Genomic DNA, 25,891 nt, shown 5'->3' on the forward strand with positions numbered 1-25,891 from the left:
CGGCGCCCAGCCGGGCGCCGCAACATGCCTCAATCCGCGTACACGCCCGCCTTGCGAATCACCCCGCCCCACTTGTCGACTTCAGACTTCAGCCACGTCTGCAGGCCCTCAGGCGTCTGCTTGGCTTCGGGCACGATTTCGGCGCCCAGCTCGGCCATCTTCTGCGTGAAAGCCGGGTCCTTCAGTGCGGCGCGAAGCGCGGCGTTGAACTTGTTGATGGCCTCGGGCGGCGTGCCCTTGGGGGCGTAGACACCGTGCCATACCTTGACCTCGAAATCCTTCAGGCCGCCTTCCTGCAGGGTGGGCGCGTCGGGCAGCGTCTTGATGCGTTCCTGGGTTGTGACGCCGTACAGCTTGACGCGTTCGGCCTTGATCTGCGGGATGGTCTGCGTGGTCTGGTCGCACAGCACGTCCACCTGGCCGCCCAGCAGCGCCGTCATGGCGGGCGCGGTGCCCGCGTAGGGCACGGTCGTGAACTGCACGCCCAGCGACTCCTGCAGCAGCATGCCGCACAGCTGCGACACGGCGCCCAGGCCGGCATTGGCCAGGTTGATCTTGTTGCCGTTTTCCTTGGCGTACTTGATGAAGTTGGCCATGCCGTCGGCCGGCAGGTCCTTTCGGCCCAGCAGGGTCATCGGCACGTCGGCGACCTGGCCGACATACGAGAAGTCGGTCAGCGGATTGAACGACAGCTTGCGGTACAGCGCCGGAGCCGTCGCCATGCCGTTGTGGTGGATCAGGAAGGTGTAGCCGTCAGGGGCTGCGCGTGCCACATGCTGCGAGGCCAGCGTGCCGCCAGCGCCGGTGCGGTTTTCGATGACGACGCTCTGCCCTAGCGTCTTGGCCATGGAGGCGCCCAGGCTGCGGGCCACGACGTCGGTGGGACCGCCCGCGGCAAACGGCACGACCAGCGAAATCGGGTGATTCGGGTAGGCTCCTTGCGCGCCGGCGTTGCCAACAGCCAGGCAGGACAGGGCCAGCACGGGCCAGGCGGCGCGCTGGATCGCGCGCGCGTATCGGTGGGACATGTCTCGCTCCTTGTAGTCTCTTGGCCCGCGATGCCGCGCATGGCGGGCAGGCATCGGCAGTGTGGCGCGACAAGGGCGAGGTTGGGAATTCGCGGTTTCGCAAGCCGGGCTTCGGCGTGCGGAAAGGAGGGTTTACGTGGACTTGCCGGCAGAAGCGCTAAAAAGCGTGCGTGTAGTGCCTCGGATGGGCTGGATTTTGCCTGGGCCCGGGCTGGTGCGAACCGCGCGCACGGGTTCCAGGCCGGGCCCGCGCCGGGCCATCACGGCTCCGGAATGTTTTCCCGGAAGATCACCTGCAGCCGGGGCAGGTAGCTGGGTTCCGGTGCGCCCTTCACGGCCGCCACCAGGAGCTTCACGATCTCCCGTGCCTCGACGCGCGGATTCTGGTCGATCACGGCGTCCATCGTGCGATCGAGCAGCAGGCGGCGCGTGGCTTCGGTGAGGTCGTGGCCGACGAAGACGATGCGAGGGGCGGAGGACGCCTTGTCCGGGCGGGCCGCGATCGGCCGGGCCGCGATCGGCCGGGCCGCGTCCGGCCACGCGTCGGCCGCCCATGCCTCGGCCGGCCGCGCCTCCTTCAGCGCCCGCGCGATGCCCTGATTGCCCGCGCCGATGTTGTAGATCGCGTGCGGCGGGTCTGTGCGCAGCAGATCCTGCGTGACGGCAAAGGCCCGGTCGCGGTCGTCGCCGATCTCGAGCGTGTGGGCGATGCGCAGGTGCGGAAACTCTTCGCTCAGCAGCGAGCGAAAGCCCATCTCGCGCTCTTCGTGGCCGCGATAGGCCAATGACCCCACGAACACCGCGACCTTGCGTTCGGTGTGCTGCGGCAGAAACCGGCCCAGCAATAGCGCGGCCAGGCGGCCTGCGGCGCGGTTGTCGATGCCCACGTACCCCAGGCGCGCCGAGATCGGAATGTCCGACACCAGGGTGCTCACGTGCACGCCGCTGTCGCGCAGTGCCATGATGGCGTCGCGCACCTGAGGATGGTCCAGCCCGACCAGGCCAACCGCCTGCGTCTGCTCGCGCAGTTCGTAGAGCTTTTTCGCGAGCTTGTTGGCGTCGAATCCCTCGATCAGATGCAGGCGGGCCTGCACGTCGGGGCGGGCAGCGGCTTCTTCGAGCAAGTGCCGGCCCAGCGCGGTCATGAAGCTGTTGGTGCCGGCGGGCAAGACGAAATCGACCCGCACGTCCTGACTGGCGGACTCGGCGCCCGGAACGAAGTAGCCCAGGCGATTGGCAATCGCCAACACGCGGTCGCGCGTCTTGCCGCGCACGCCGTCCCGGTCGTTCAGGACCCGGTCCACCGTCGCGGTGGACATGCCGGCTTCACGGGCAATGAGGGAAATGGTGGGGCGCATGGCGGATCAGGCTCTCAATACACCATCAGGACGATGGCAGCGCGGCCATCATAAGCCATCATTTGCAATCATTCGAGATCAAAAAGGTAACGCAGCAGCGCTATGAGCGCCGACCGTCTTTACCCCTGATTGTTTTGATGTGAATATCGCGGCTCAATACATCAAACACAGCACGGCAGGATGCCAGGCAGTCGACAGTGCATACCAGGCCGGCAGGAGGAGCACATGTCGAACCCTACCTTGGTGCCCGACCCCCCCGTCCGCGAACGGCGCTTTCGCATCGGCTGCATCGGCGCCGGCATGATCATGGCCGAGTGCCATCTGGCGGCCTATCAGCAGGCCGGCTTCACCGTGGCGGCGATCGCGTCACGCACCCGCAGCAAAGCGGCCGCGGTTGCAGAACGCTATGGCATCCCGTGTGTGCATGACGACCCCCTGGCCCTGATCGCGGATCCGCAGATCGAGATCGTGGACATCGCGTATCCGCCCGACCAGCAGCCCGCGCTGATCCGCGCCGCATTGCGCGCCCCGCACGTGCGCGGCGTGCTGGCGCAGAAGCCCCTCGCGCTGTCGCTGGATGAAGCCCGCGCCCTGCGCGACGAGGCCCGGGCCGCCGGCAAGATCCTGTCGGTGAACCAGAATATGCGCTACGACCAGTCGATGCGCACGCTCAAGCAGCTGCTCGACCAGGGCGTGCTGGGCACGCCGGTGTTCGCGCAGATAGACATGCACGCAATCCCGCACTGGCAGGACTTCCTGCGCGGCTACGACCGTCTGACGCTCTCGAACATGAGCGTGCATCACCTCGATGCCCTGCGCTATCTTTTTGGCGAGCCCACCGAGATCACCAGCATCACCCGTCCCGATCCGCGCACCGAGTTCGCGCATCAGGATGGGCTGGTGAGCACCACGCTGCGCTTTGGCAACGGCCTGCTCGCGCTGTCGCTCGAAGACGTGTGGTCGGGTCCGCGGGCCGAGGGATACCCCGACGACCAGCACATCCGCTGGCGCGTGGAAGGCACCGAGGGCGTCGCGCGCGGCACCATCGGCTGGCCCACCGGCGAGCCGTCGACCCTGAGCTACGCCTCGCGCGCGGCCAAGGGCCATACCGACGGGCGTTGGGTGACGCCCACGTGGGACACGATGTGGTTTCCGCATGCCTTCATCGGCGTGATGGAGCAGTTGCAGTACGCGCTGGCCAGCGGCACCGAGCCTGCGTTGAGCGTGACCGACAACGTACGCACGATGGCGCTGGTCGAGGCCGCGTACACGTCCATCGCCGAAGGCCGCACGGTACGGCTGCCGGCTGTTGAATAACCAGACAGAAAAACAGACGGAGACAACCATCATGATCCAGACCGGAATCTTCTCGGGCTACTTTCCCTATGAGCTGGAGCGCACCGCCAAGGTGATCCGCTCGCACGGCTTCAACACCGTGCAGCTGGACCTGCATTTCAAGGACATGGAACTCGGCCCGGGGCAACTGACCGCGCAGAAATGCACGCAGATCCGCGACACCTTCCGCAACTACAACCTGCCGGTGTCCTGCATCTCGGCCTACACCAACATCGTGCATCCCGATCCCGCCGAGCGCCAACGCCGCAACGGTTATCTGAAAGAGATCCTCACGCACGCACGCCAGTTGGGCTCGCCTTACGTGATCTCGGAAACCGGCACGTTCGACACCGAAAGCGACTGGGTGCATCACCCCAAGAACAAGACCGAGGAAGGCTGGGACCAGTGCCGCGCGGTGATCGCCGAGCTGTCGCAGCATGCCTACGACCATGGGGCGGTGTTCCTGCTGGAGACCTACGTGAACAACGTGGTGGGGTCGGTCGAGGAAACGCTGCGCATGTTCGCTGAAGTAGACCACCCGGGCCTGGGCCTTCTGATGGACCCGACGAACTTCTTCGAAGCGCACAACATTGACCAGATGGACCGCACGCTCAATCAGGTGTTTGACGCGCTCTCCGACAAGATCTGCATCGCGCATGCCAAGGACGTGAAGCGTTCGGGCGATGACAAGTCGGAAAAGCACAGCGACATCGGTGACGACAGCGCGGCGGAAAGCCATACGTTCCGTGGGGTCGGGGAGATCGAGTTGCCGGCGCCGGGCCTGGGCGCGCTCAATTACGACCTGTACCTGCAGCGCCTGGCCAAGAAGCACCCCAACATTCCCATCATCATCGAACACCTGACCGAAGACGACGTGCCGCGCGCCAAGCAATTCCTCGACGAGCGGCTGCGCGCGAACGGTCTGTAGGCCGGCGCTCCAAGCAGTACCGGCGCGCCGCGAAGCCATCAACGAACAGCGTCCGCGGCGCGCCTCTTGAACACGATTCCGAACACCGACACCGGTGGACGCGCGTCCGCGCATCCGCCAGGGAGAACTCATGCCTGACATTTACGGAACCTGGATGACGCGCCGCGACGTAGAGGCGCGCACCGGACAGCTTGCGCAGTTTGCCGGCGTACGCCTGATGACGCTGGACGACGGGCTGGAGCGCGGTATCCGCATGCTGGAGTTCCGCAGCGGCACGGGCCTGCGTTTTACGGTGCTGGTGGATCGGGCGATGGACATCGCCGACTGCGAATATCGCGGTATGGCCATGGGATGGCAATCGCCGTCGGGCTTTCGCCACCCCGGGCTGCACGACTACGAAGGCGAGGGCGGACTGGGCTGGATGCGGTCGTTTTCCGGGCTCATGATCACCTGCGGGCTGGACCACATCCTGTTCATGTACGACGCACCGGCCGACAACTACGTGTACGGCCCGCGCAAGACGGCCAGGCAATCGATCCATGGCCGCGTCGGCACCATTCCCGCGCGGCTGACCGGTTACGGCGAACGCTGGGACGGCGATCGCTGCGTGCTGTGGGCCGAGGGCGTGGTGAGCCAGGGCACGGTGTTCGGCGAGCATCTCGAGCTGCACCGCCGCATCGAGATCGAGGTGGGCACCAACGACATCAAGCTGTCGGATCGTGTCGTGAATCGTGGCTTCTACCGCACGCCCCATATGCTCTGCTACCACATCAACCTGGGCTATCCGGTGCTGGATGCAGACTCTCGCTATCTGGCGCCGATCCGCGAGGTGGTGTGGGCCGCGCACGAGCAGGACTACCGCAAGCAGGGCGTGGGCTACCGCCGCATGCCGGCGCCGCAACTGGGCTTTCATGAGCAGGTGTGGCAGCACGAGATGGCGGCCGCGGCCGACGGCAGCGTGCCGGTCGCCCTGGTGAACGACGCGTTGGGCCTGGGCATGCAGGTCAGCACCTACAAGCATCAATTCCCCTGCCAGTACCAATGGCAGAACCTGCAATCCGGCCAGTATGCGATGGGCATCGAGCCCTCCACCAACCATGTGCTGGGCCAGGGCGCGGCGCGCGAGCGCAACGAGCTCATCTGGCTCGAGCATGGCGACGAGCGCCGCTACGACACCACGTTCAGCGTGCTGGGCTCGGCCGCCGACATCGCGGCCTGCGAAGCTCGTATCCGCGCAATCGCGGTGCAGCCCGAGACCGACTATCCGCCGTTGTCGGGACGCTTTGCGCCTATCGCGGGGCGCACATGAGCGCGCGCTTCTCGTTGCAAGGCCGTCGCGTGCTGTACACGGGCGCCGCGGGCGGCTTTGGCGTGGACACCACGATTGCGCTGCTGGAAGCGGGCGCACGTGTGATTGCGCTGGACAACCACGCCGGGCATATCGATCGCTTGCGCAGCACCGTGCCGGCACAGTTGGCCGGCCAGCTTCAGATCCTGCAGGCCGACCTTGCCGACGCCAGCGCGCTGCAATCGCACCTTGAGCGGCTGACGGCCGAGGGCACGATCGACGTGGTCATCAACAACGCGGCCATCTATCCGTCGCGCCCGTTCGAGGAATACAGCGATGCCGAGCTGGCGCGCGTGCACCGTGTCAACGTGGAGGCCGCCGTGCAGATCGTGCGCGCGGCACTGCCTGGCATGCGCGAACAGCAGTGGGGCCGCGTGATCAACATCTCGTCGATCACCCTATCGGGCGGCTGGGAAAACCTGCTGCCCTACGTGCAATCCAAGGGTGCGATGGTGGGCGCCACGCGCGCCTTCGCCCGCGAGTTCGGCAAGTGGGGCATCACGGTCAACGCCATTTCGCCGGGCGCGTTTCCGACCGACGCCGAGAAGATCCATCCCGATCCCGAGGGCTACAACCGCATGGTGCTCGAACGCCAATCGGTCAAGCGCCGGGGGCACGCCGGCGACATTGCCGCGGCCATCTTGTTCCTGGCCTCGGACGAGGCGGGTTTCATTTCCGGACAGACGCTGGCGGTGGACGGCGGCTGGGTCATGCACTGAGGCGCATCGGCGCCACGCAAAGGGTAGAAGCAATGAGCATTCTTTCTGGCTACAAGGTTCTGGACTGCTCCATCGCCATGGCGGGGCCGTTCGCGGCGCAGCGTCTGGGCGACCTGGGCGCCGACGTGATCAAGATCGAGCCGCCCACCGGCGAATGGCAGCGGCACGCGCCCGCTGGCGGCATCACGGGCAACAAGATCAACGTGTCGTTTCTTTCGCTGAACCGCAACAAGCGTTCGCTGGCGATCGATCTGAAGAGCGCCGGCGGCAAGGAGATCATCCAGAAGCTCGCGGCGCAGGCCGATGTGTTCATCCAGAACTATCGGCCTGGTGTAGCCGGCCGCCTGGGCGTGGATTACGAGACCCTGTCGGCCCTGAACCCGCGCCTGATTTATGTATCGATGTCGGGTTTCGGCGAGGACGGCCCCTATGCCACGCGTCCCGGACAGGATCTGCTGCTGCAGGCGATGTCGGGCGCGATGCTGTCGTCGGGCCGGGCCGGCGAGGCGCCGCGCGCGGCGGGCCAGTATGTGGTCGACGCCGTCACCGCGTATTGCGCGTTCGAAGGCGTGCTGGCCGCGCTGCTGCACCGCGAGCGCACCGGCGAAGGCCAGAAGGTCGAGGTCAACATGCTGGATGCCATCACCACGATCCAGATGCAGGAGCTCTCGGTGTTTACCGTGGGGCACAAGCCGCAGGTGCGCAGCGCCGAGCCGCATGCCCACGTGTACATCCGCGCGCCCTACGGCACCTTCGCGACGACCGACGGGTATCTGGCGCTGGCCATGCCCGACATGAACGTGCTGGCGCGCGTGACCGAAGAGCCGCGCCTGGCGACGTACACCGAGCGCGACGGTTGGGAAAAGCGCGACGAGATCTACGCGCTGGTGCGCGATACGCTGGCCAAGGCTTCGACCGCCGACTGGTTCGCCAAACTGGATGCCGCCGGCATCTGGTGCAGCCCCGTGTATGGCTATGCCGATCTGGTCGAAGATCCGCAGATCGCGCACAACGGCACGTTCGTCGAGTACGACCATCCGACCGAAGGCCGGATCAAGACGCCAGGCTTTCCGATCCGCTTTTCCAAGACGCCGAGCCAGGTGGTGCGCGGTGCGCCGCTCACCGGTCAGCACACCGACGAAGTGCTGCGTGATTTTGGCTTCAGCGACAACGAGATCGCCGCGCATGCGGCGTCGGGTGCGGTGTTGCGTGGAGCCTCGGAATGAGCCAGCTACCCTATCGGGGCCTGACCTGGGATCACCCGCGCGGCTTCAATGCGCTGCACGCGGCGACCGCCCACACGCCGCTGGTGCACTGGGACAAGCAGTCGCTCGAAGGCTTTGAGTCGGCGCCGATTGCCGAGCTCTGCGCCCGCTATGACCTGGTGGTGCTGGATCATCCGCATCTGGGCGAAGCCCTGGCGCACGATTGCCTGCAGCCGCTGGACACCGTGTTCGCGCCCGACGAGCTGGCGCGGATCGCACGCGACAGCATCGGACTGTCGTACGACAGCTATCGCATGGCCGACCGCCAATGGGCGCTGCCGCTGGACGCTGCGACGCAGGTGATGGCCACGCGCGCGGATCGGCTTGACGGCCCCGCGCCGCGCACATGGCATGAGGTGATGACGCTGTCGCAACGCAGCGGCTCGGTCGCGCTCAGCTGGGGGGGACCGCATCCGTTTCTGTCGCTGCTGTCGATCGCCGCCGCCATCGCGCCCGACACCGACCTGAGGCCGCACGGCGCCTGGCATGACGAGGCGACGCTTGTCGGCGCGTGCGACGTGCTAAGCGAATTGGCGCGGCGCACGCCCGCGCACGCCCTGGCGTACAACCCCATTGCGCTGCTTGGCCACATGAGCGCGCGCGACGACATCACGCTCTGCCCGCTGGTCTATGGCTATGTGAATTACGCCACCGCCGCCGTCGCCAAGCCGCTCACGTTCCGTGACGCGCCCCAGGCCGACGCTGGCCGGCCCGGGTCGATCCTCGGCGGCACCGGCATTGCGATATCGCAGCGCTGCATCGTGGGACCAGAGCTACGCGCGCATCTGTTGTGGTTGCTGGCAGCCGAGACCCAAAGCCGCTTCATCCCGCAGCATGACGGACAGCCCAGCCATCGGGGCAGCTGGGCCGATGCAAACGTGAATGCGGCGAGCGGCAACTTCTACGCCAACACGGCCCGCACGCTGGAAGCGGCCTCGATCCGGCCGCGGCACGACGGCTACATCGCCTTTCAGAGCGAGGCCTCGCAGTTCCTGCGCGATGGCGTCGCCGCCGGCGCATCGTCCCATGCATTGGCGCGCGGCCTGACCGAGCGTTTCGAGGCCAGCCTGGCCGCCACCCCAAGCACTCCGCAATAAGGATGTCGACGTGAGCGCACTCGTCAATCTCAGTATCGATGGCCATGTCGCCATCATTGAACTCAACCGCCCTGAGAAGCTGAACGCGATGACGCCCGAGATGGCCGATTTGCTGATCGCGGCGGTGGAGCAATGCAACACCGACGCGCAGGTGCGCGCGGTGATCTTGACCGGTGCGGGTCCCAAGGCCTTCTGCGCCGGCTCGGACATCACCGAGCTGGACCGCTACGCGACGCCCTGGGATTTTCGCAACCGGCTCGACTACTGCGACTGCGTGCGCATGTTGAAAAAGCCCACGGTGGCTGCGATCAACGGCTACACCTTCGGTGGCGGCCTGGAGATGGCATTGGCCTGCGATATCCGCATCGCCGCCGACAACGCGCGCCTGGGTGCGCCCGAGATCAAGCTGGGCTGGATCGGCGGCGGCGGCATGACGGCGCAGCTTGTCCATGCGATCGGCCCGAGCAACGCCGCACTCATGGTGCTGACCGGCGACCCCATCCGCGCCGAGCAGGCGCTGGCCTGGGGTCTGGTGAGCGAGGTGTTGCCGCAAGAACAACTGCGCGAGCGCGCGCAGGCGCTCGCCGCCACCATCGCCTCGCGCGCGCCCATCGCCGCCGAGACGGCCCGCGTCAATCTGCGCGCCGCGCTGTCGATGCCGCTGGAGAAGGCCGTGGAATACGAGCGCGATCTGCAGGCGATCTGCTTTGCCACCGCCGACGCGAAGGAAGGCCGCAAGGCGTTTGAAGAAAAGCGCGCGCCGAAGTTCGAGCGGCGCTGATCCGAAAGGTGCCGTCTTGGACGGCACCTGACCGGTGCGCCATGCCCGCATGCCGTTGCGATCACCCAACCTTGCGCTCCTCATCCATCCAGAATGCGTCCCGCATCTGCTTTCTTGCGACCTTGCCATTGGCGTTCTTCGGCAGTTCCGCCAACAGTTCGACGCTCCGCGGCTTCTTGAAGTCGGCCAGTTGCTTGCGGCAATGCTCGATCAGGTCGGCCGGGGTCGCCGCTTCGCCCGGCTTGAGGACGATCATCGCCTTGACTGACTCGCCCCACAGTTTGTCGGGCACGCCGAACACGCAGGCTTCGTAAACGGCGGGGTGCTGGTAGAGCGCCTGCTCGACTTCCGTCGGGTAGATGTTGAAGCCCCCCGAGATGATCATGTCCTTCTTCCTGTCGACGATGTACATGAAACCTTCGTCGTCGGTGCGCGCCAGGTCGCCCGTATGCAGCCAGCCGTCGCGCAGCGCCTGCGCCGACAGTTCCGGCTCTTGCCAGTAGCCGGCAAAGACGTCCGGACCGCTGACGCTGATTTCGCCAATCTCGCCGGGAGGCACTTCCTGACCGTTTTCATCGACGAGCCGGACTTCGCTTTCGCCGAAAGGCCGGCCGCATGACAGAAGGCGCTCCGGATGGCCCGCCATCGCATCGGCGTGATCCAACGCGCTTAGCAGAACGAGGCCGCCGGTCGTCTCGCCGGCGCCATATCCCTGGCTGAGCTTCGGTCCCAATGCTTCCCAGGCCTCGCGGATGCGCGCGGGTGCCATCGGCGCGCCGCCATAGGAAATCTGCCGCAGCGCAGACAGATCATGGCGATGCAGGTTCGGATGCGCGATCAGCATGTTGACCATCGTGGGCACCATGAAGCTGAAGGCGGCGCGGTGGCGGGCGGCTGACGCGAGAAAGGCCTCGGGCTCGAACCGGTCGTGCAGCAGGATCGTGCCGCCCTGAAACAGAAACGGTTGCATGAACATGCCGCTGGCGTGCGTGATCGGCCCGGCCAACGCCAGCACTTCACCCGGATTCGCGCGCATTCGGCCCATGACCACCTTGCGCAGCGAGGCCAGGCGGTTGCCGACCGTCTGCATTGCGGCCTTCAGCTTGCCGGTTGAACCCGATGTGAAATGCAGCACCGCCAGGTCTTGCGGCTGCATGGGGACATCAGGGTTGCGGTCGGCGGCAGCCTCCAGCAGGCGTTCGTAGGACCGCCAGTCGCCCGCGTCCCGGCTTCCGGTCACGACGAGATGGCGAACGGTCTCGAAGGCGTTGCGACGCGACTCTGCGTCCTCCAGATGCGCCGGATCCACGATAAATACGGCGGCCTGCGCGTTGTTGACCGAGTCCACCATCTCCTGCGCAGACAAGCGGGCATTCAATGCCACCTTGACCAGTCCCGCCTTGTACAGGGCGCATTCCAGTTCGATGATTTCAGGGCAATTCCAGGCCTGGATGGCGACGCGGTCGCCTTTGACCAGGCCCAGCCCCAGCAGCGCATTGGCCAGCCGATTGGACCGGGTATCCAACTGACCGAAGGTTATGCTGCGGTCGCCGAAAATAATGGCGGGACGGTCGCGCCAGTAGCGCGCGTTGCGGGTAGTGTATCGGCCTTGGTTCATGACGGCTCCGTATCGAATTTGGCTTGCCGCTATGCTGCGCGGCGCAGCGCACGGCCGCATAACCGGGACGCAAAACCTCATGCCGCTGCGTTATCGCGTCTGCGCGATTCCCGTGCGTTATGAAGATCGCCGGGTGTGGCATGACGCGGCGCGGGGCGCCGGGTTACCTCTATTGCCAAAGGGGAGGCGACGGTCCAACCCCGATAAGAGACAGGAGACAGGCGTGGATAAACGAGATGTTCGGTGGGGAGTGAAGGCGGTCCGTCGCTTGGCCGAGGCGACCCTTGCGTTGGCCGGCCTGACCGCCATCGCGCCGGCGCAGGCCGCGGACGGGGCGGGCAAGTATCCGGAAAAGCCCATCCGCCTGATTGTTCCGTTCACGGCGGGCGGGCAGTTCGACTACATCGCCCGGTTGGTATCGGCGCCGCTGGGCAAGGAGCTGGGGCAAACCATCATCGTCGAGAACGTGGGAGGCGGCGGCGGAAACCTGGGCGGCGGTAAAGTCGCCAGTGCGGCGGCCGATGGCTATACCCTGCTTGAATATGGCGGCAACTTCGCGATCGCAAAGCATCTGTCGCCCAAGCTGACATACGATCCGATCGCCGACCTTGCGCCGGTATCGGGTTTGAGCATCGCGCCCCACGTGGTGCTGGTCAGCAGTGCGTTGCCGATCAAAACGTTCGCCGAACTGCAGGCGTACGCCAAGGCCCATCCGGGCAAGCTCAGCTATGGCAGCCCGGGCGTGGGCTCGTCCATGCACCTGACGTTCGAAACCATCAAGCAGCATTTCGGCCTGGATGCCGTTCACGTGCCGTACCGCGGCGGCAGCAATGCGCTGAACGACCTGGCCGGCGGACAGATAGATGTGGGTATTGTGGCCGTTGCGCCGGCCATGCCATTCATTACGTCGGGCAAAATCCGCGCGGTAGCCGTCACCAGCGAAGCGCGGGCTGCGTCCCTGCCTGACGTGCCGTCGATTGCCGAACTGGGTTACGCAGGCTTCGACAGCGGAAGCTGGGCGGGCATCGCCGTGCCGAAGGGCACGCCGCCAGCGGTGGTGGAACGCCTGAATGCGGCGATCCGCCGGGTCATGGCCGACCCGCAAGTCTTGCAGGCGCTTGAGTCGCAGTCGTTCAAATCCATCGCCGGCTCGCCGGCCGACATGGGCAAGCTCATCGATCAGGAGTCCGCTCGCTATGGACCGCTGATCCAGCGCCTTGGTCTGACGGCGGAATAGCGAATGCCACGCGGCGGGCCGGGCGTTACTTCGCCTGCGTGCGCCGCTGCGCGTGCTGGCGCAGGATCTCCAGCAGCCGCTCGGTCAGGGGCGACTGATAGCTATTGCGCCGCGTCAGCACGCCGATCTGGCGATGCCAGGTAAGGTCCTCCAGCGGCACAATCGCAAGGTCCTGGCCGGCGTGCGCCGACAGGGTCATTTCGCTGACCAGCGTCAGCAGGTCCGTGCCGTGCAGGATGCTCAGCAGGTTTGATACGGACGCGTTGGATTCGATGGTCACTTCGGGCGGGGGCAAGCCGTGCTGCGCAAATCTGGTTTCCAGCCAGCGGCGGGAGGCGGCTTGCGGACCGGGCAGCATCCATTTGTACGGAGCAAGGTCGGCAAAGCGAACTTTGCGGCCGCTCAGCAAGGGATGGCCCGGCCGCGCCGCGGCATATAGCCGGTCTGCAAACAACGGTTCGCAATCGAATTCGGCCGCGGTGGCGGATTCAAACAGCGAGCTGATCGCAAAGTCCAGGTCTCCCTGACGCAGGGCAGGAATCAACGCATCGTTCAGGCTGACCATGACCTGCACCTTGGCGGCGGGCCGCTGCGACAGCAATTCGATGCAAGCGGGATTGAAGAACGGCTCGGCCAACAGCGGCGTGACGCCGGCGCGCACCTGCCCGATGCTACCCCGATGCAAATCACCAGCTTCCTGCATCGCGTCGTCAAGCTCGCGTCGGGCCTGGACCGACCGTTGATAGAACGCGCGTCCGGGAACGGTCAGCTCCATGCCTTTGGGCGTGCGCAGGAACAACTGCAGCTTCAGTTCGTCTTCCAGTCGGCGGATTCCCTTGGTCAGCGCGGGCTGGCTGATGCCGATGCTGTCCGCGGCGCGCCCCACGTGTCCCAGGCGGGCGACGGCCAGAAAATAGTCCAGATCTTCCAGTCTCATGATTCCGCATGGTTATCAAGATCGAAGAAAAGATAATCATGAGGATGACTGGCGCTGTCAAGCTGGGCACTACCTAGACAGGAGACATCATGCCCAACGACACACCGCTCACCCTGGCCGAACTGCGCGAGCGGCTGCGGCAGTATCTGCAGGACGAACTGCTTCCGCTGGAGCGCTCGCTCAACTTGAGTTACGAAGACAAGTTCGAGCGCAGTCTGGTGCAATCCGTATGGAAACGGTGCCGGACGCTCGGACTGTACGGTCCGCAGCTGCCGGTGGAACTGGGCGGGCAGGGCCTGTCCTATCGCGATCTGTGCGTACTGAAGGACGACGTCGCCGCTTCCGGCGCCATCCTGTTTCCGCACGTGCTGGGCGACTGGGGCGGGCCATCGCGTATCGGCAATCTGGTGCGCCATGCCACGCCGTATCAGCTTGAGCGCTACATCATGCCCGTGATTCATGCCGAGCGCGGGGCCTGCTTTGCCATGACGGAACCGCAGTCGGGTTCTGACGCGACCCGTCTGCAGACCACTGCGGTGGAGGACGGCGACGACTACATCGTCACGGGCACCAAGCACTACATCACGGCGTCCATGTTTGCGGACTTCGCCATCACGATGTGCGTCACGGACCCGGAGGCAGGGACCGACGGCATCTCGGCGATATTGATCGACCTGGACAGTCCCGGCGTGCGGCTTGTGCACGACTGCGTGCCGATGACGGGGCAGTACGTGGACGCGGACATCGTGTTCGACCAGGTTCGCGTGCCGAAGAAAAATCTGATCGGCGCGCCGGGGCAGGGCTTCAAGATCGCCATGAATCGCATCAGCGTGAACCGGCTGCTGCATTGTCCGACGATGATAGGCCTGGCGCGGCAGGCCTTCAGGCTGGCGGTGGACTACGCCAAGCACCGCCAGCAGTTCGGCGGCCCGATCAGCCGCTTCCAGGCCATCCAGCACATGCTGGCCGACATGGCGACGGCGTTGTACGCCTGCGAACACATGGTGCTTGCCACGGCGGCAAAGGCCGACGCCGGCGCAGACGTGCGGGACGAGGCCGCCATGTGCAAGCTGTTCGTGTCCGAACGCTGCTTCGACATTGCCGACAAGGCCATGCAGATCCACGGAAACGTGGGCGTGACGAAGAATCATCCGGTGGAGTTCATATTCCGCCGCCTGCGTCTTTACCGCATCGTCACCGGCACCAGCGAAATCCAGCGCAATACGATCGCCAAGGGGATCCTCGCATGACCCGAGGCGGCGGCTATCTCAGTGGGCTGACCGTGCTGGACCTGGGCCAGCTTCACCCGGGCCCATATACGGCGATGCTGCTCGGCCAGCTTGGCGCCACCGTGATCAAGGTGGAAAAGCCGCAGGGCGACACGGCGCGTCAGCTCGGCGCGGAAACCTTTGCCAAGTACAACCGCGGCAAGCGATCCATCAGCCTGGACTTCACGTGCGAGGAAGACCGGAGCACCCTCCTGCAGCTGACCGCGCGCAGCGACGTGCTGATCGAAGGCTTCCGGCCCGGCGTCATGGCCAGGATGGGGTTGGACTACACCCGCTTGGCGCAAGCCAATCCACGTATCGTGATGTGTTCGATCTCCGGCTTTGGCCAGACAGGCCCCTACGCGCAGCGGCCCGGCCACGATGTGAACTATCTGGCCCTGTCCGGTTACTGGGCCGTTCCATCGCAGGTGCGCGACGTGATGGGGCGCCCGCGCTTGCGCCTGTCGGATTACTGCGCGGCCATGCACGCCGCCTTGGCGATCCTGGCCGCCGTCGATGACGCGCGTGTCTCGGGCGTGGGCCAGCATCTGGACGTGTCCATCCATGATGCGCTGACCGCCTGGATGGCGCCGGCCCTGCAGGCGATGAACGGGCCCGCCGGCGCGGCCATCGATAACATGGCGCATGTCATGCCCGACAACGACGTGTTCGAGACGGCCGATGGACGGCATCTTGCGCTGGGCATCCTGGAAGAGACCTTCTGGCAAAACCTCTGCGAGGCGCTTACTCCGGACTGTCCCGAACTGAGCACGGAGACCTACCGGACGCGGGCAGGACGGCTGCGTGATAAGCGGGCGCTGAACGACCGGCTGCGCGCCTTGTTTGCCAGCCGCAGCCTGGATTATTGGGAAGGCGTGTTCCGTGGCCGCGACATTCCCTGGGCGCCGGTGCTTCGGCATGACGAGGTCTTCGACGATCCGCACGTACGCCATCGGGGCGTGGTTGCCGAGACGCCTGATGGACCCCGCGTGGCGTTTCCGGTCAAGTTCTCAAAGCCGCTGCCGGTACAGCCGGCGGCAGTGCCTGAGCTGGATGGGAATCGGGATGAGATCCTGGCCTGGGCAATGGGACGCGGGCCGAGATAGGCGGGGTGCCATGGCCCCCCCATGCGCCATGCCCCCGTCACGCGTTTCAGTTGGGCTGATCCTTGCCCGGCTCTTCGGCCAGCACCTGCGGCGTCACGTAGGGGGCGTGGGCGGTGTTGACGGGCTCCATGCGCAGCGGCTGGTGTACGCGCGACGGCGGCACCAGTGAGCCGGGGGCGTCGGGATTGGTCCACGACGGATCCGGGATTTCCGCAAAGACCTGGCGCAGGCGTTCACCCCAGGTGCCGCGGATCATGCGGAAGTATTCGTTGTGTTCGTCGATGCTGGCAAAGTGCGTCACGCGCATCGAGTTGGCGCTATACACAAGCAGGTCCAGTGGCACGCCGACCGAGATATTGGAGCGCAGCGTGGAATCCATGGAGATCAGCGCGCACTTGGCGGCCTCGTCCAGCGAGGTGTCCGGCTGCAGCACGCGGTCCAGGATGGGCTTGCCGTACTTGGCCTCGCCGATCTGGAAATACGGGCACTCCTGGCCGGCCTCGATGAAGTTGCCCGCCGAATACACCTGGAACAGGCGGCACTGTTCGGTGCCGATCTGGCCGCCGAAGATCATGCTGACGTTGAAATCCACGCCCTGCTCGTGCAGGGCGGCGGCCTCGCTTCGGTAGACCTCGCGCACCGCCGCGCCCACCAGCCGCGTGGCCGCGAACATGTCGGGCGCGTTCCAGAGGGTGTCGGCGCCTTCCTCGCGCTGACGGGTCAGCACATTCAGCACGGCCTGGCTGACCGCCAGATTGCCGGAGGTCATCAGGACCATGACGCGCTCGCCCGGCAGTTCGAAAACGGTCATTTTGCGAAACACGCTGATCTGGTCGACGCCCGCATTGGTGCGGGAGTCGGAGAGAAACACCAGGCCGGCGTCGAGTCGGGCGGCTACGCAGTAGGTCATGATCGGAAAGAGGGAAAAACCACCACGCATTGTATTGCGGCGCGGCGGGGCGGATGTAACGGCATACTGCTGCGGGCTTACTGCTGCGGGCTTACTGCTGCGCGCCGGCCTGGACCCGGACGCTGATCTCCATCGATTCCTCGCCGCCACCGGTGCGCACGCCGCGCACGGGCGAGGCCGAGTCGTAGTCCCGGCCCACCGCCAGCCGGCAATGGCACTCCGAGGCGAACTGGTTGTTGGTGATGTCCACGCTGGTCCAGCCCACGTCGGGCAGCCAGACGTCCGCCCACGCGTGGCTGGCCGCATGCTCGGCGGTGGTGTACAGGTAACCGCTGACGTACCGCGCCGGCACCGCCAGGCCGCGCACGCAGGCCAGGAAGAGGTGGGCGTGGTCCTGGCACACGCCGAGGCCCAGGGCCAGCACCTGATCGGCGGCGGTCGTCACGTCCGTGGTGCCGGGCACGTAGGCCACGCGTCCGTGGATCGCCGCCGCCAGTTTCAGGATGTCGTCCGACGTCGACAGTCCATTCGGCAACACTGCCCGCGCAAAGGCCAGAATCGTTTCATCCGCCTGCGTCAGCCGCGTCGGCACGCAATAGGCGTGCACCGGCAGGCGGCTGTCTTCGCTGCCCAGCACGCCGCGCGTCAGCGGCGCCACCAGCACCTGGCCGGAGACGCGCAGTTCGATGTCGCTGTGCGGCTGGTTCAGCGTCAGCGTATGCGTGATGTTGCCGTAGGCGTCGACCTGCTTGTCCAGTTCGCCCGGAGCCTCGATGTGCCAGCGCAGCACGCGCTGGTGCTCGTCGTCGCGCGGCGTCAGGCGCAGGGTCTGGATGCTGTAGTTGACCGGCGCCGTGTAGCGGTAATGCGTGACGTGCGTGATGATCTGCTTCATTGCCTCTCCCGTGTTAGGCCGACAGCGGCACCAGGAAGTCCTGGCTGATCCGGTTGCCCAGGTCGTTGATGCGGTCCAGGAAGCGATCCAGGTAGCGGTGCAGTCCGCTCGCCAGTATGTCTTCGACGCGCCCGTACTGCAGCTCCGCACATAGCATGCCCGCGCGGCGCTCGGTTTCCGTGGAGCGCTGATTCGAGACGCGCGCCAGGTCGCCGGCCACCGCCCGCATCGCGGCCAGCAGCGATCGCGGCATGTCGCCATGCAGGATCAGCAGTTCGGCCACGCGGTCGGGCGTGATGACATCACGGTACACCTTGCGGTAGATCTCCAGGCCGGACACGGAACTGAGCAGCGCCGACCAGCGGTAGAACTCGCTTTGCAAGGCGGCCGCGCCGGCCGGTTCCGCACGGCCGTCCTGCGCGCCCGCGCCGCCGCGTTCATGGAACTTCACGTCCAGCATGCGCGCGGTGTTGTCGGCGCGTTCCAGATGCATGCCGATGCGCATGAAGTACAGCGCCTCGTCTTCCAGCATGGTGGCGATCGTGACGCCGCGCGCCAGATGCGAGCGGAACTTCACCCACTCGAAGAACTCGCCCGGATTGCGCTCCAGCAGGCCGGTGTGCAGGTGCTTGAGGAGTTCAAGCCAGGTGGTGTTGTAGGTTTCCCAGACTTCGGTCGTCAGGCTGCCGCGCACCGCGCGCGCGTTTTCGCGAGCGGCGCGCATGCAGGCATAGATCGATGACGAATTTTCCGGATCGCGCACCATGTACTGCAGCACGTCGTGCGGCGATATGGAGGCGTATTTGCTTTGGTACAGGCCCTGCAGCTCGGAAATGCGCAGCACGCCCAGCCACGAGCCTTCGCGCGTGTGCGTGTCCTGCGGCAGCAGCGACATCTGCAGGTTCACGTCCAGCATGCGGGCGGTGTTTTCGGCGCGCTCGGTGTAGCGGCACATCCAGAACAGGTTGTCGGCGGTTCGGCTCAGCATGGTCAGTCCTCCAGCACCCAGGTGTCCTTCGTGCCGCCGCCCTGGCTGCTGTTGACCACCAGCGAGCCCTCGGTCAGCGCCACGCGGCACAGGCCGCCCGGCACGGTGCGGATCTCCTTGCCGCACAGCACGTACGGACGCAGGTCCACGTGGCGCGGCGCGACGCCTGATTCCACGTAGGTCGGCGTGGTCGACAGCGCCAGCGTGGGCTGCGCGATGTAGTTGCCGGGGTTGGCGCGTACGCGGTCCCTGAACGCGTCCACGTCGGCGCGCGAGGCGGACGGCCCGACCAGCATGCCGTAGCCGCCCGCGCCGTGCACTTCCTTGACCACCAGTTCGTGCATGTTGGCCAGCACGTGCGACAGCTCGTCCGGCCGGCCGCAGCGCCAGGTGGGCACATTCGACAGGATGGGTTCCTCGCCCAGGTAGAAGCGGATCATGTCGGGCACGTACAGGTACGTGGATTTGTCGTCGGCGATGCCGGTGCCGATGGCGTTGGCCAGCGTGACGCGGCCGGCGCGATACACCGACAAGAGGCCCGGCACGCCCAGCGCGGAATCGGCGCGAAACGCCAGCGGATCCAGAAAATCGTCGTCCAGCCGGCGGTAGATCACGTCCACCTTGCGCGGCCCGCGCGTGGTGCGCATGTAGACGGTGTTCTGTTCCACAAACAGGTCCTGGCCTTCGACCAGTTCCACGCCCATCTGCTGCGCCAGGAACGCGTGCTCGAAGTACGCCGAGTTGTACATGCCCGGCGTCAGCACCACCACGGTGGGGTCGTCGCCGCCATGGGGCGCGACCTCGCGCAGGTTGTCCAGCAGCAGGTCCGGGTAGTGGGCCACCGGCTCGACCTTGATGCGGCCGAAGGCGTCTGGCATCAGCCGCATCGACATCTTGCGGTTTTCCAGCATGTACGACACGCCCGACGGCACGCGCAGGTTGTCCTCCAGCACATAGAACTCGCCGGCGCCCGCCCGCACGATGTCCACGCCGGCGATGTGGCAGTAGATGTCTTCGGCCACGTCGACGTCCTGCATCTCGGGGCGGTATTGCGCGTTCAGGAAGACCTGCTCGGCCGGCACGATGCCGGCGCGCACGATGTCGTGACCGTGATAGATGTCGCGGATGAACAGGTTCAGCGCGCGCACGCGCTGCTTCAGGCCCGCTTCCAGGAGCCGCCATTCGTCGGCGGGGATGATGCGGGGGATCAGGTCGAAAGGGATGAGGCGTTCGGTGCCGGCGGCGTCGCCCGCCACCGAGAACGTGATGCCGACCCGGCGAAAGCTCAGGTCGGCCTCGAGCCGGCGCACGGACATGGCCTCGGCCGACTGCTCGTTGTGCCAGCGCTCGAATGCCTGATAGTGGGCGCGGATGCGGCTTTCGCCGTCGCGCATTTCGTCATAGGCGGATGGGCGGGCGGGTCTGTCCATCATGGCTCCTCCGGTGCAGATGCATAGCTACAAGCAACCCGCATGCCAGGTTTGGCGGCTGGCGGGCGCCACGGAGTCAATATGCGCTGCGGACGGGGGAATTGCCATCCCCACGGCGGACGACGCGGAGATCGGGGGACGGGCCGCGCCACGGCGGGCGCGGGGGCGTTGGAAAGCGCACCACGCTGGTGCGCCCTCGCGAAGCTGCTGATGCGTCAGGCTGGTGCGTCGCCGGGTGCGTCGCCGGGTGCACCGACGGGTGCGTCAGAGTGGCGCATCGGACGGGTGCGTTGGTTGCACCCGCAGACCGGCGTGTCAGTTCATCCGATACGAATGCAGGACCGATCCGCCTGTCTTGCCTTCCTCGAGCGGGGCGTGCGGCACCCAGCCGTCCTGGGTCAGCACCGCGTCCAGCCGGACGTCGTGCGCGGCGGGGACGTATCCCGGTTCCAGCTCACCGCAGCTCCAGGCGATGCCAATGGCGGTGAACGCGTAGCCGCGTTCGCGCAGGGCGGCGAGCGTGCGGTCGTAGTAGCCGCCGCCATAGCCCAGGCGGTCGCCCTGTTCGGTGTAACCGAGGGTGGGCACCAGAACCACATCAGGCAGCAGTTCGGGACCGGCCACGGGCTCCTGGATGCCGTAGGGGCCGGCGCGCAGCTCGGCTTCGGGTGTCCAGGGCAGGAACGCGAGCGGCGCGTTGCGCTCGCGCACCACGGGCAGGGCGACGGTCATGCCGGCCTCGCTCCATTGCGTCAGCAGGGGGCGCAGATCGGGTTCGTCGGCCATGGGCCAGAACGCGGCGACGGTTGTGGGGGCCGGATTGCCCGCCTGCACGGCCTGGTCGCGGGCGACGTTCAGCCACGTGAACAGGCGCGCGCGCATGAGCAAAGCGCCCCGGCTGCGCTGGTCTTCCGGCAGGTCGGCGCGCAATTTTCGCAATCGCGTGCGCTCCTGGACTGCGGTATCCTCTTGAGTATTTTGCGTAGTCATGCTGTGGCTGTAACCGGGGGGTTGAAGATGAAGGCAAACATGCTGAAGACGAACTTGCGTAGGCTCAGCATGCGGGTGCGTCGAGAGACAGGCGCCCAGCAGCCACCACGGTATCAGAAATCCTCGTCCCAAGCCGCCGACGCCCGCTCCGGGCTGTACCGCGGGTTGCACCGCTTTCTCCCGCTAGTGGCGCTGTTCACTGCAGCCTGTGCGCCCGTTGATGCGCAGCAGCGCAGCGCCGCCGTCAATCCTCAGCCCCAGCCCGCCGTGCAGGCCGCCCAGCCGATGATCGCGGTGCCGCCCGTGGCGCTGGCAGGCCTGCCGCCTACTGCCGAAACCCCCGCGCTGGCCGCCGTGGTCGCCGCCCGCGAGGCCATGAGCCGCAAGCAGTGGTCCGTTCTGGGCGTGCTCGTGCCGCAGGCCAAGGGCGATCCGCTGGGCATGTACCCCGAGTACTGGCTGCTGCGCTACCAGCTCTGGACGCCGCCCGCCTCGGGCCGTCCCGTCGCGGCCCTGCAGCAGTTCATCAACAGCAATGGCGACGCCTACCTGGCCGACCGCCTGCGCGGCGACTGGCTGCTGGCTGCCGCGCGCAGCGGCGACTTCGAAACCGTGCGCAAGCTGGCGCCCGTGAAGAACAGCAACGCGCAGATCGAATGCGCCATTCTTGACGCCAAGCACATGACCGGCCAGCGCGCCACCGCCGCGCAGGCGATGGCCGTCTTCGCGCCCGGCAGCGCGTGCTGGGCGCTGTACGACCAGCTGGTGGCCGACGGCATCCTGGGCTGGGAGCAGCTTGAACCGCAGCTGCGCGACGCCATCGAGGCCAACAAGACCACCGACGCGCGCAAGTTCGTGCAGTACATGTTCGAGCCGCGCGACGTGAAGACCTACGACGTCCTGATGAAGGACCCCATGAAGTGGCTCACGCGCCAGGACCGCATGCCGGTGGGCCGCAACGAAAAGGAACTGGTCACGATCGCGCTGGCCCGCCTGGCGCGGTCGGACATCGGCGTCGCCGATTCCTATCTGCGCCGCGAATGGGCCAAGTCGATGTCCAAGCAGAACCTGGCCTGGGTGCGGGGGCAGTACGCGCTGGCCGCCGCGCTGGGCTTGGACAGCCGGGCCAACGACTGGTACCGCGAGGCCGGCCACATCCGCATGACGGAATACAACGCCGCCTGGAAGGTGCGCGCGGCGCTGCGCCAGCCCAAGATCGACTGGAAGTGGGTCATCGAATCCATCGACGAGATGCCGGCCTCGCAGCAGGCCGAGACCGCGTGGGTGTACTGGAAGGCCCGCGGCCAGGCCGCGCAGGGCCACAAGGAAAAGGCCCAGGCCGCCTATGCCAGCATCTCCGACCGCTTCGATTTCTACGGCCAGCTCGCGGCCGAAGAACTGGGCCGGCGCATCAACGTGCCGCCGCGTCCGGCGCCCATCAGCGACCGCGAGATCGCCGAGGCGCGCGCCAATCCGGGCCTGCAGCGCGCCGTGCTGCTGTTCCGTCTGGGCTGGCGTGCCGAGGCCGTGCCTGAATGGAACTTCACGCTGCGCGGCATGAACGACCGTCAGCTCATGGCGGCCGCCGAACTGGCCCGCGCCGAAAACATTTACGACCGCGTGGTCAATACGTCGGACCGCACGGAAAAGGAATTCGACTTCAGCCAGCGCTTCATCGCGCCGTTCGAGGGCCGCGTTACCGCCAAGGCCAACGCCATCGCGCTCGATCCGGCGTGGGTGTACGGGCTGATCCGCCAGGAATCGCGCTTCATCATGGATGCGCGCTCGCATGTGGGCGCCTCGGGCCTGATGCAGCTCATGCCCGCCACGGCCAAGTGGGTCGCCGGCAAGATCGGCATGAGCGACTTCACCCCTGGCAGCGTCAATGATTTCGACACCAATACCGAACTGGGCACCAACTACCTGAACATCGTGCTGCGCGACCTGAACGGTTCGCAGATGCTAGCCAGCGCGGGCTACAACGCCGGTCCGGGCCGCCCGCGCAACTGGCGCTCGACGTTCACACATCCGGTTGAAGGCGCCATCTTTGCCGAGACCATCCCGTTCACGGAAACGCGCACGTACGTCAAGAACGTGATGTCCAACGCCACGTACTACGCGGCGATGTTCACCGGCCAGCCGCAATCGCTGAAGGAACGCCTGGGCAACATCGTGCCGGTCGGCACTGAAACCGCCGCGGCGCAATGACGGGGGACCCGGCCACCGAGGGCCTGCGCGCCTACATCGTCGGCGGCGCCGTGCGCGACGCGCTGCTGGGCCTGCCGGCTGGCGATCACGATTGGGTCGTGGTGGGCGCCACGCCCGAGGACATGACGCGCCGCGGCTTCATCCCGGTCGGCGGCGATTTTCCCGTCTTCCTGCATCCCCGCACGAAAGAGGAGTACGCGCTGGCGCGCACCGAACGCAAGTCGGGGCGGGGCTACAAGGGCTTCACTTTTTATACGGGCACGGACGTCACGCTGGAGGAAGACCTGCGCCGCCGCGACCTCACGGTCAACGCGATTGCGCAGGACGAGAACGGACAGCTCGTCGACCCGCTGAACGGCGCCGACGACCTGCGCGCCCGCGTCTTTCGGCACGTGGGCGAGGCGTTCGAGGAAGACCCCGTGCGCATCCTGCGCCTCGCCCGCTTTGCGGCGCGCTTTGGCGATTTCAGCGTGGCGCCGGAAACGATGACGTTGTGCCGGCGCATGGTGGCGGCCGGCGAGGCCGATGCGCTGGTGGCCGAGCGCGTCTGGAAGGAACTGTCGCGCGGCCTGATGGCGCAAACGCCTTCGCGCATGCTGGGCGTGCTAGCCGAATCCGGCGCGCTGGCGCGCGTGATGCCCGAGCTGCTGGGCGTGGAGGAAGTGGGGCCGCAGGTCGACCGCGCAGCGCAGCAGGGCTTGCCGCTGGCAAGCCGCTACGCGCTGATGTGCCGCCTGACGCCCGAGCGCGACGCGCTCGGCCGCCGGATGCGCGTGCCCACGGAATGCAACGACTATGCGCGGTTGCTGCCTGATGTGCTGGACGCGCTCGATGCATTGGACGGCATGCCGGACGGCGCCGATGCGCAACTTGCGCTGATGGAGCGCGTCGATGCCTTGCGCAAACCGGAACGCTTTTTTGAATTGCTGGATGCCGCGGCCGTGTTGCGCGCGGTGGATATGCCCGCCTGGCAGGAACGGGTGGCGGCGGTGCGCGGCGTGGACGCGGGCGCCATCGCCAAGGCGTGCGCGGGCGAGCCGGCGCGCATCAAGGAAAGCGTGCGCCAGGCGCGACTGGCGCGATTGGTGGATCTGCAGGCGGGCTGATTCGGCCGGCCGCTGCGGCGCTTGCCGCAATTGCACATCGCAGCCGCTTGCCGCAGTACTCGTCGCAGTTACTCCCCACAGTTACTCGCCGCAGCCGCTCAGCGCAGTCGGCCACTACTCGTCGCTTACAGCTTGCCCAGCCGGTCGCCGCGTGAAAACCCGGACAGCGGCGCCGTCATGCCGCGACCGATGGCCAGCACCTTGAACAACTCGCCCATCTCGGCCTCCGACAGCAGCTTCTGCACGGGCGCGACCGCCTGCGCGTAGGCCTGGGCGTCGGACGGGTCCAGCCCGGCCAGCAGATCCATCAATCCGGCGTTCATCAGAAAGCGGGCCTGCGAGGTGTAGCCCAGCACCTGCATGCCCGCCTCAAGGGCGGCTTCCGCCATCGCGGTGAAGTCCACGTGCGCGGTGATGTCCTGCAGGCCCGGCGCGGTGAAGGGGTCGCCATGCGCATGGTGGCGCAGGTGGCACATCAGCGTGCCGCCCGCGCGCTGCGGATGGTAGTACTCGCTGCGCGGAAAGCCATAGTCCACCAGCAAGGCCGCGCCGCGCTCGAGCCAACTGCCCATCGCGGCGATCCACGCCTCGCCCTGCAGATTGATTTCGGACACATAGCCGGGCAGCGCGGGCATGCGCGCCGCAACGGCGGTGGCCAGGGCCGCCGGGGCCGGCCGATCTTCCCACGTGAACCCGCCGTTCGCATCCACCGTCACGCCGCGTTCCTGCACCTGACCGGCTTCGCTCCAGGCAAAGAGCGACACGGGCATCGCGTCCAGCACCTCGTTGGCCAGCACGCAGCCCGAAAACGTATTCGGTAGCGCATCCAGCCACTGCACCCTGTCGCCGAAAGGCGCCAGCCGTTCGGCCTGGCGGGCGCGCAGGTCCGCCGACACTTCCAGGATCCAGTAGCGCGTGTCGGCCAGGCCCAGCGCATACAGTTCATGCAGCACGCCTTCGGCCAGCGCGCCGGTGCCGGCGCCGAACTCCAGCACGTCGTGCGTGCCGGTCTGGCGCAGCACCTCGGCCGCCTGGCGCGCGAGCGTGCGCGCAAACAGCGGCGTGAGCTGTGGCGCGGTCACGAAGTCGCCGGCTGGCGTCTTGCCGCCGTCGTCTGCATCGGCCAGCTTGACGTTGCCTGCCGCGTAATAGCCCAGCCCGGGGGCATACAAGGCTTCCGCCATCCAGTGATCGAACGGCAGCCAGCCGCCGTTGGACGCGATCGCGGCGCGCAGGTGGGCGGCGGTAGCGTCGCTGTGCTCACGCGCGGCGGGGGAAAGGGGGGGCAGATTGGCGGGGGCGGGGCGTTGCATGGGCGGCAGAGACGTGGGTAAACCGA

General features: G+C 66.6%; 22 protein-coding genes. 12 read left to right on the forward strand and 10 right to left on the reverse strand.

Annotated elements, in window-relative coordinates; genetic code table 11:
* Positions 1-29: 29 nt before the first annotated feature.
* Both HV681_RS21635 and HV681_RS21640 read right to left on the reverse strand, forming a co-directional pair.
* Positions 30-1,028: a tripartite tricarboxylate transporter substrate-binding protein gene (locus HV681_RS21635; protein ID WP_175124942.1), complete on the reverse strand. Its 999-nt coding sequence runs from the start codon at positions 1,026-1,028 to the stop codon at positions 30-32.
* Positions 1,029-1,288: 260 nt separating this feature from the next.
* On the reverse strand, positions 1,289-2,386 hold the full coding sequence (locus HV681_RS21640) for a LacI family DNA-binding transcriptional regulator (RefSeq protein WP_175124943.1): 1,098 nt from the start codon (positions 2,384-2,386) through the stop codon (positions 1,289-1,291).
* 225 nt (positions 2,387-2,611) lie between these two features.
* Between HV681_RS21640 and HV681_RS21645 the strand changes: the two genes are divergently transcribed.
* From HV681_RS21645 to HV681_RS21675, 7 genes are all read left to right on the forward strand, one after another.
* Positions 2,612-3,703, forward strand: coding sequence for a Gfo/Idh/MocA family protein (locus tag HV681_RS21645; protein WP_175124944.1), 1,092 nt, complete (start codon positions 2,612-2,614; stop codon positions 3,701-3,703).
* Between the two features lie 31 nt (positions 3,704-3,734).
* Positions 3,735-4,649: a sugar phosphate isomerase/epimerase family protein gene (locus tag HV681_RS21650; protein ID WP_175124945.1), complete on the forward strand. Its 915-nt coding sequence runs from the start codon at positions 3,735-3,737 to the stop codon at positions 4,647-4,649.
* A 130-nt stretch (positions 4,650-4,779) separates the two neighbouring features.
* Positions 4,780-5,958 carry an aldose 1-epimerase family protein gene (locus tag HV681_RS21655; RefSeq protein ID WP_175124946.1) on the forward strand — a complete coding sequence of 393 codons (1,179 nt, stop codon included), beginning with the start codon at positions 4,780-4,782 and terminating at the stop codon, positions 5,956-5,958.
* Positions 5,955-6,716 carry an SDR family NAD(P)-dependent oxidoreductase gene (locus tag HV681_RS21660; RefSeq protein WP_175124947.1) on the forward strand — a complete coding sequence of 254 codons (762 nt, stop codon included), beginning with the start codon at positions 5,955-5,957 and terminating at the stop codon, positions 6,714-6,716. Before HV681_RS21655 ends, HV681_RS21660 begins: the two co-directional genes overlap by 4 nt.
* Positions 6,717-6,748: 32 nt before the next feature.
* A complete protein-coding gene (locus HV681_RS21665; RefSeq protein WP_175124948.1) occupies positions 6,749-7,942 on the forward strand; it encodes a CaiB/BaiF CoA transferase family protein in 1,194 nt (397 codons plus the stop codon).
* Entirely contained in the window at positions 7,939-9,078 is a 1,140-nt protein-coding gene (locus HV681_RS21670) for a type 2 periplasmic-binding domain-containing protein (RefSeq protein WP_175124949.1), read from the forward strand. Before HV681_RS21665 ends, HV681_RS21670 begins: the two co-directional genes overlap by 4 nt.
* A gap of 10 nt (positions 9,079-9,088) precedes the next feature.
* Entirely contained in the window at positions 9,089-9,859 is a 771-nt protein-coding gene (locus HV681_RS21675) for an enoyl-CoA hydratase/isomerase family protein (RefSeq protein WP_175124950.1), read from the forward strand.
* A 61-nt stretch (positions 9,860-9,920) separates the two neighbouring features.
* Here HV681_RS21675 and HV681_RS21680 read toward each other — a convergent pair whose 3' ends face one another.
* Complete coding sequence (locus HV681_RS21680) at positions 9,921-11,477, reverse strand: AMP-binding protein (protein WP_175124951.1); 1,557 nt, start codon at positions 11,475-11,477, stop codon at positions 9,921-9,923.
* Positions 11,478-11,556: 79 nt separating this feature from the next.
* On the opposite strand from HV681_RS21680, the gene HV681_RS21685 reads away from it, so the two are divergent.
* On the forward strand, positions 11,557-12,714 hold the full coding sequence (locus tag HV681_RS21685; RefSeq protein ID WP_175124952.1) for a Bug family tripartite tricarboxylate transporter substrate binding protein: 1,158 nt from the start codon (positions 11,557-11,559) through the stop codon (positions 12,712-12,714).
* A gap of 25 nt (positions 12,715-12,739) precedes the next feature.
* Here the strand turns inward: HV681_RS21685 and HV681_RS21690 are convergent, their stop codons facing one another.
* Positions 12,740-13,651 (reverse strand): LysR family transcriptional regulator, encoded by a 912-nt coding sequence (locus tag HV681_RS21690; protein ID WP_175124953.1) that lies wholly within the window; start codon positions 13,649-13,651, stop codon positions 12,740-12,742.
* 89 nt (positions 13,652-13,740) lie between these two features.
* On the opposite strand from HV681_RS21690, the gene HV681_RS21695 reads away from it, so the two are divergent.
* Both HV681_RS21695 and HV681_RS21700 read left to right on the forward strand, forming a co-directional pair.
* Complete coding sequence (locus tag HV681_RS21695) at positions 13,741-14,901, forward strand: acyl-CoA dehydrogenase family protein (protein ID WP_175124954.1); 1,161 nt, start codon at positions 13,741-13,743, stop codon at positions 14,899-14,901.
* Positions 14,898-16,025: a CaiB/BaiF CoA transferase family protein gene (locus HV681_RS21700; RefSeq protein WP_175124955.1), complete on the forward strand. Its 1,128-nt coding sequence runs from the start codon at positions 14,898-14,900 to the stop codon at positions 16,023-16,025. Before HV681_RS21695 ends, HV681_RS21700 begins: the two co-directional genes overlap by 4 nt.
* A gap of 46 nt (positions 16,026-16,071) precedes the next feature.
* On the opposite strand, the gene HV681_RS21705 is transcribed toward HV681_RS21700, so the two are convergent.
* The 5 genes from HV681_RS21705 to HV681_RS21725 form a co-directional block, all read right to left on the reverse strand.
* Complete coding sequence (locus tag HV681_RS21705) at positions 16,072-16,935, reverse strand: proteasome-type protease (protein ID WP_175124956.1); 864 nt, start codon at positions 16,933-16,935, stop codon at positions 16,072-16,074.
* A gap of 91 nt (positions 16,936-17,026) precedes the next feature.
* On the reverse strand, positions 17,027-17,830 hold the full coding sequence (locus HV681_RS21710; RefSeq protein WP_175124957.1) for a transglutaminase family protein: 804 nt from the start codon (positions 17,828-17,830) through the stop codon (positions 17,027-17,029).
* Between the two features lie 13 nt (positions 17,831-17,843).
* Complete coding sequence (locus HV681_RS21715) at positions 17,844-18,818, reverse strand: alpha-E domain-containing protein (protein WP_175124958.1); 975 nt, start codon at positions 18,816-18,818, stop codon at positions 17,844-17,846.
* A 2-nt stretch (positions 18,819-18,820) separates the two neighbouring features.
* A complete protein-coding gene (locus HV681_RS21720) occupies positions 18,821-20,251 on the reverse strand; it encodes a circularly permuted type 2 ATP-grasp protein (RefSeq protein ID WP_175124959.1) in 1,431 nt (476 codons plus the stop codon).
* A gap of 312 nt (positions 20,252-20,563) precedes the next feature.
* A complete protein-coding gene (locus HV681_RS21725; protein WP_175124960.1) occupies positions 20,564-21,238 on the reverse strand; it encodes a 5-formyltetrahydrofolate cyclo-ligase in 675 nt (224 codons plus the stop codon).
* Between the two features lie 69 nt (positions 21,239-21,307).
* On the opposite strand from HV681_RS21725, the gene HV681_RS21730 reads away from it, so the two are divergent.
* Together HV681_RS21730 and HV681_RS21735 are read left to right on the forward strand one after the other, a co-directional pair.
* Positions 21,308-23,446 (forward strand): lytic transglycosylase domain-containing protein, encoded by a 2,139-nt coding sequence (locus tag HV681_RS21730; RefSeq protein WP_437340394.1) that lies wholly within the window; start codon positions 21,308-21,310, stop codon positions 23,444-23,446.
* Complete coding sequence (locus tag HV681_RS21735) at positions 23,443-24,552, forward strand: tRNA nucleotidyltransferase/poly(A) polymerase-related protein (protein ID WP_175124961.1); 1,110 nt, start codon at positions 23,443-23,445, stop codon at positions 24,550-24,552. The genes HV681_RS21730 and HV681_RS21735 overlap by 4 nt, the downstream gene beginning before the upstream one ends.
* Before the next feature lie 125 nt (positions 24,553-24,677).
* Here the strand turns inward: HV681_RS21735 and HV681_RS21740 are convergent, their stop codons facing one another.
* Positions 24,678-25,865 (reverse strand): class I SAM-dependent methyltransferase, encoded by a 1,188-nt coding sequence (locus HV681_RS21740; protein WP_175124962.1) that lies wholly within the window; start codon positions 25,863-25,865, stop codon positions 24,678-24,680.
* Between the last annotated feature and the right edge of the window lie 26 nt (positions 25,866-25,891).

This window comes from Achromobacter animicus (assembly GCF_902859585.1).
GTDB lineage: Bacteria > Pseudomonadota > Gammaproteobacteria > Burkholderiales > Burkholderiaceae_B > Achromobacter > Achromobacter animicus.

Excerpts from the sequence above, each read along its gene's own strand:
- HV681_RS21635 (WP_175124942.1), bottom strand. The coding sequence starts at position 1,028 with ATGTCCCACCGATACGCGCGCGCGATCCAGCGCGCCGCCTGGCCCGTG.
- HV681_RS21640 (WP_175124943.1), bottom strand. The coding sequence starts at position 2,386 with ATGCGCCCCACCATTTCCCTCATTGCCCGTGAAGCCGGCATGTCCACC.
- HV681_RS21645 (WP_175124944.1), top strand. The coding sequence starts at position 2,612 with ATGTCGAACCCTACCTTGGTGCCCGACCCCCCCGTCCGCGAACGGCGC.
- HV681_RS21650 (WP_175124945.1), top strand. The coding sequence starts at position 3,735 with ATGATCCAGACCGGAATCTTCTCGGGCTACTTTCCCTATGAGCTGGAG.
- HV681_RS21655 (WP_175124946.1), top strand. The coding sequence starts at position 4,780 with ATGCCTGACATTTACGGAACCTGGATGACGCGCCGCGACGTAGAGGCG.
- HV681_RS21660 (WP_175124947.1), top strand. The coding sequence starts at position 5,955 with ATGAGCGCGCGCTTCTCGTTGCAAGGCCGTCGCGTGCTGTACACGGGC.
- HV681_RS21665 (WP_175124948.1), top strand. The coding sequence starts at position 6,749 with ATGAGCATTCTTTCTGGCTACAAGGTTCTGGACTGCTCCATCGCCATG.
- HV681_RS21670 (WP_175124949.1), top strand. The coding sequence starts at position 7,939 with ATGAGCCAGCTACCCTATCGGGGCCTGACCTGGGATCACCCGCGCGGC.
- HV681_RS21680 (WP_175124951.1), bottom strand. The coding sequence starts at position 11,477 with ATGAACCAAGGCCGATACACTACCCGCAACGCGCGCTACTGGCGCGAC.
- HV681_RS21685 (WP_175124952.1), top strand. The coding sequence starts at position 11,557 with ATGCCGCTGCGTTATCGCGTCTGCGCGATTCCCGTGCGTTATGAAGAT.
- HV681_RS21690 (WP_175124953.1), bottom strand. The coding sequence starts at position 13,651 with ATGAGACTGGAAGATCTGGACTATTTTCTGGCCGTCGCCCGCCTGGGA.
- HV681_RS21695 (WP_175124954.1), top strand. The coding sequence starts at position 13,741 with ATGCCCAACGACACACCGCTCACCCTGGCCGAACTGCGCGAGCGGCTG.
- HV681_RS21700 (WP_175124955.1), top strand. The coding sequence starts at position 14,898 with ATGACCCGAGGCGGCGGCTATCTCAGTGGGCTGACCGTGCTGGACCTG.
- HV681_RS21705 (WP_175124956.1), bottom strand. The coding sequence starts at position 16,935 with ATGACCTACTGCGTAGCCGCCCGACTCGACGCCGGCCTGGTGTTTCTC.
- HV681_RS21710 (WP_175124957.1), bottom strand. The coding sequence starts at position 17,830 with ATGAAGCAGATCATCACGCACGTCACGCATTACCGCTACACGGCGCCG.
- HV681_RS21715 (WP_175124958.1), bottom strand. The coding sequence starts at position 18,818 with ATGCTGAGCCGAACCGCCGACAACCTGTTCTGGATGTGCCGCTACACC.
- HV681_RS21720 (WP_175124959.1), bottom strand. The coding sequence starts at position 20,251 with ATGATGGACAGACCCGCCCGCCCATCCGCCTATGACGAAATGCGCGAC.
- HV681_RS21725 (WP_175124960.1), bottom strand. The coding sequence starts at position 21,238 with ATGACTACGCAAAATACTCAAGAGGATACCGCAGTCCAGGAGCGCACG.
- HV681_RS21730 (WP_437340394.1), top strand. The coding sequence starts at position 21,308 with ATGCGGGTGCGTCGAGAGACAGGCGCCCAGCAGCCACCACGGTATCAG.
- HV681_RS21735 (WP_175124961.1), top strand. The coding sequence starts at position 23,443 with ATGACGGGGGACCCGGCCACCGAGGGCCTGCGCGCCTACATCGTCGGC.
- HV681_RS21740 (WP_175124962.1), bottom strand. The coding sequence starts at position 25,865 with ATGCAACGCCCCGCCCCCGCCAATCTGCCCCCCCTTTCCCCCGCCGCG.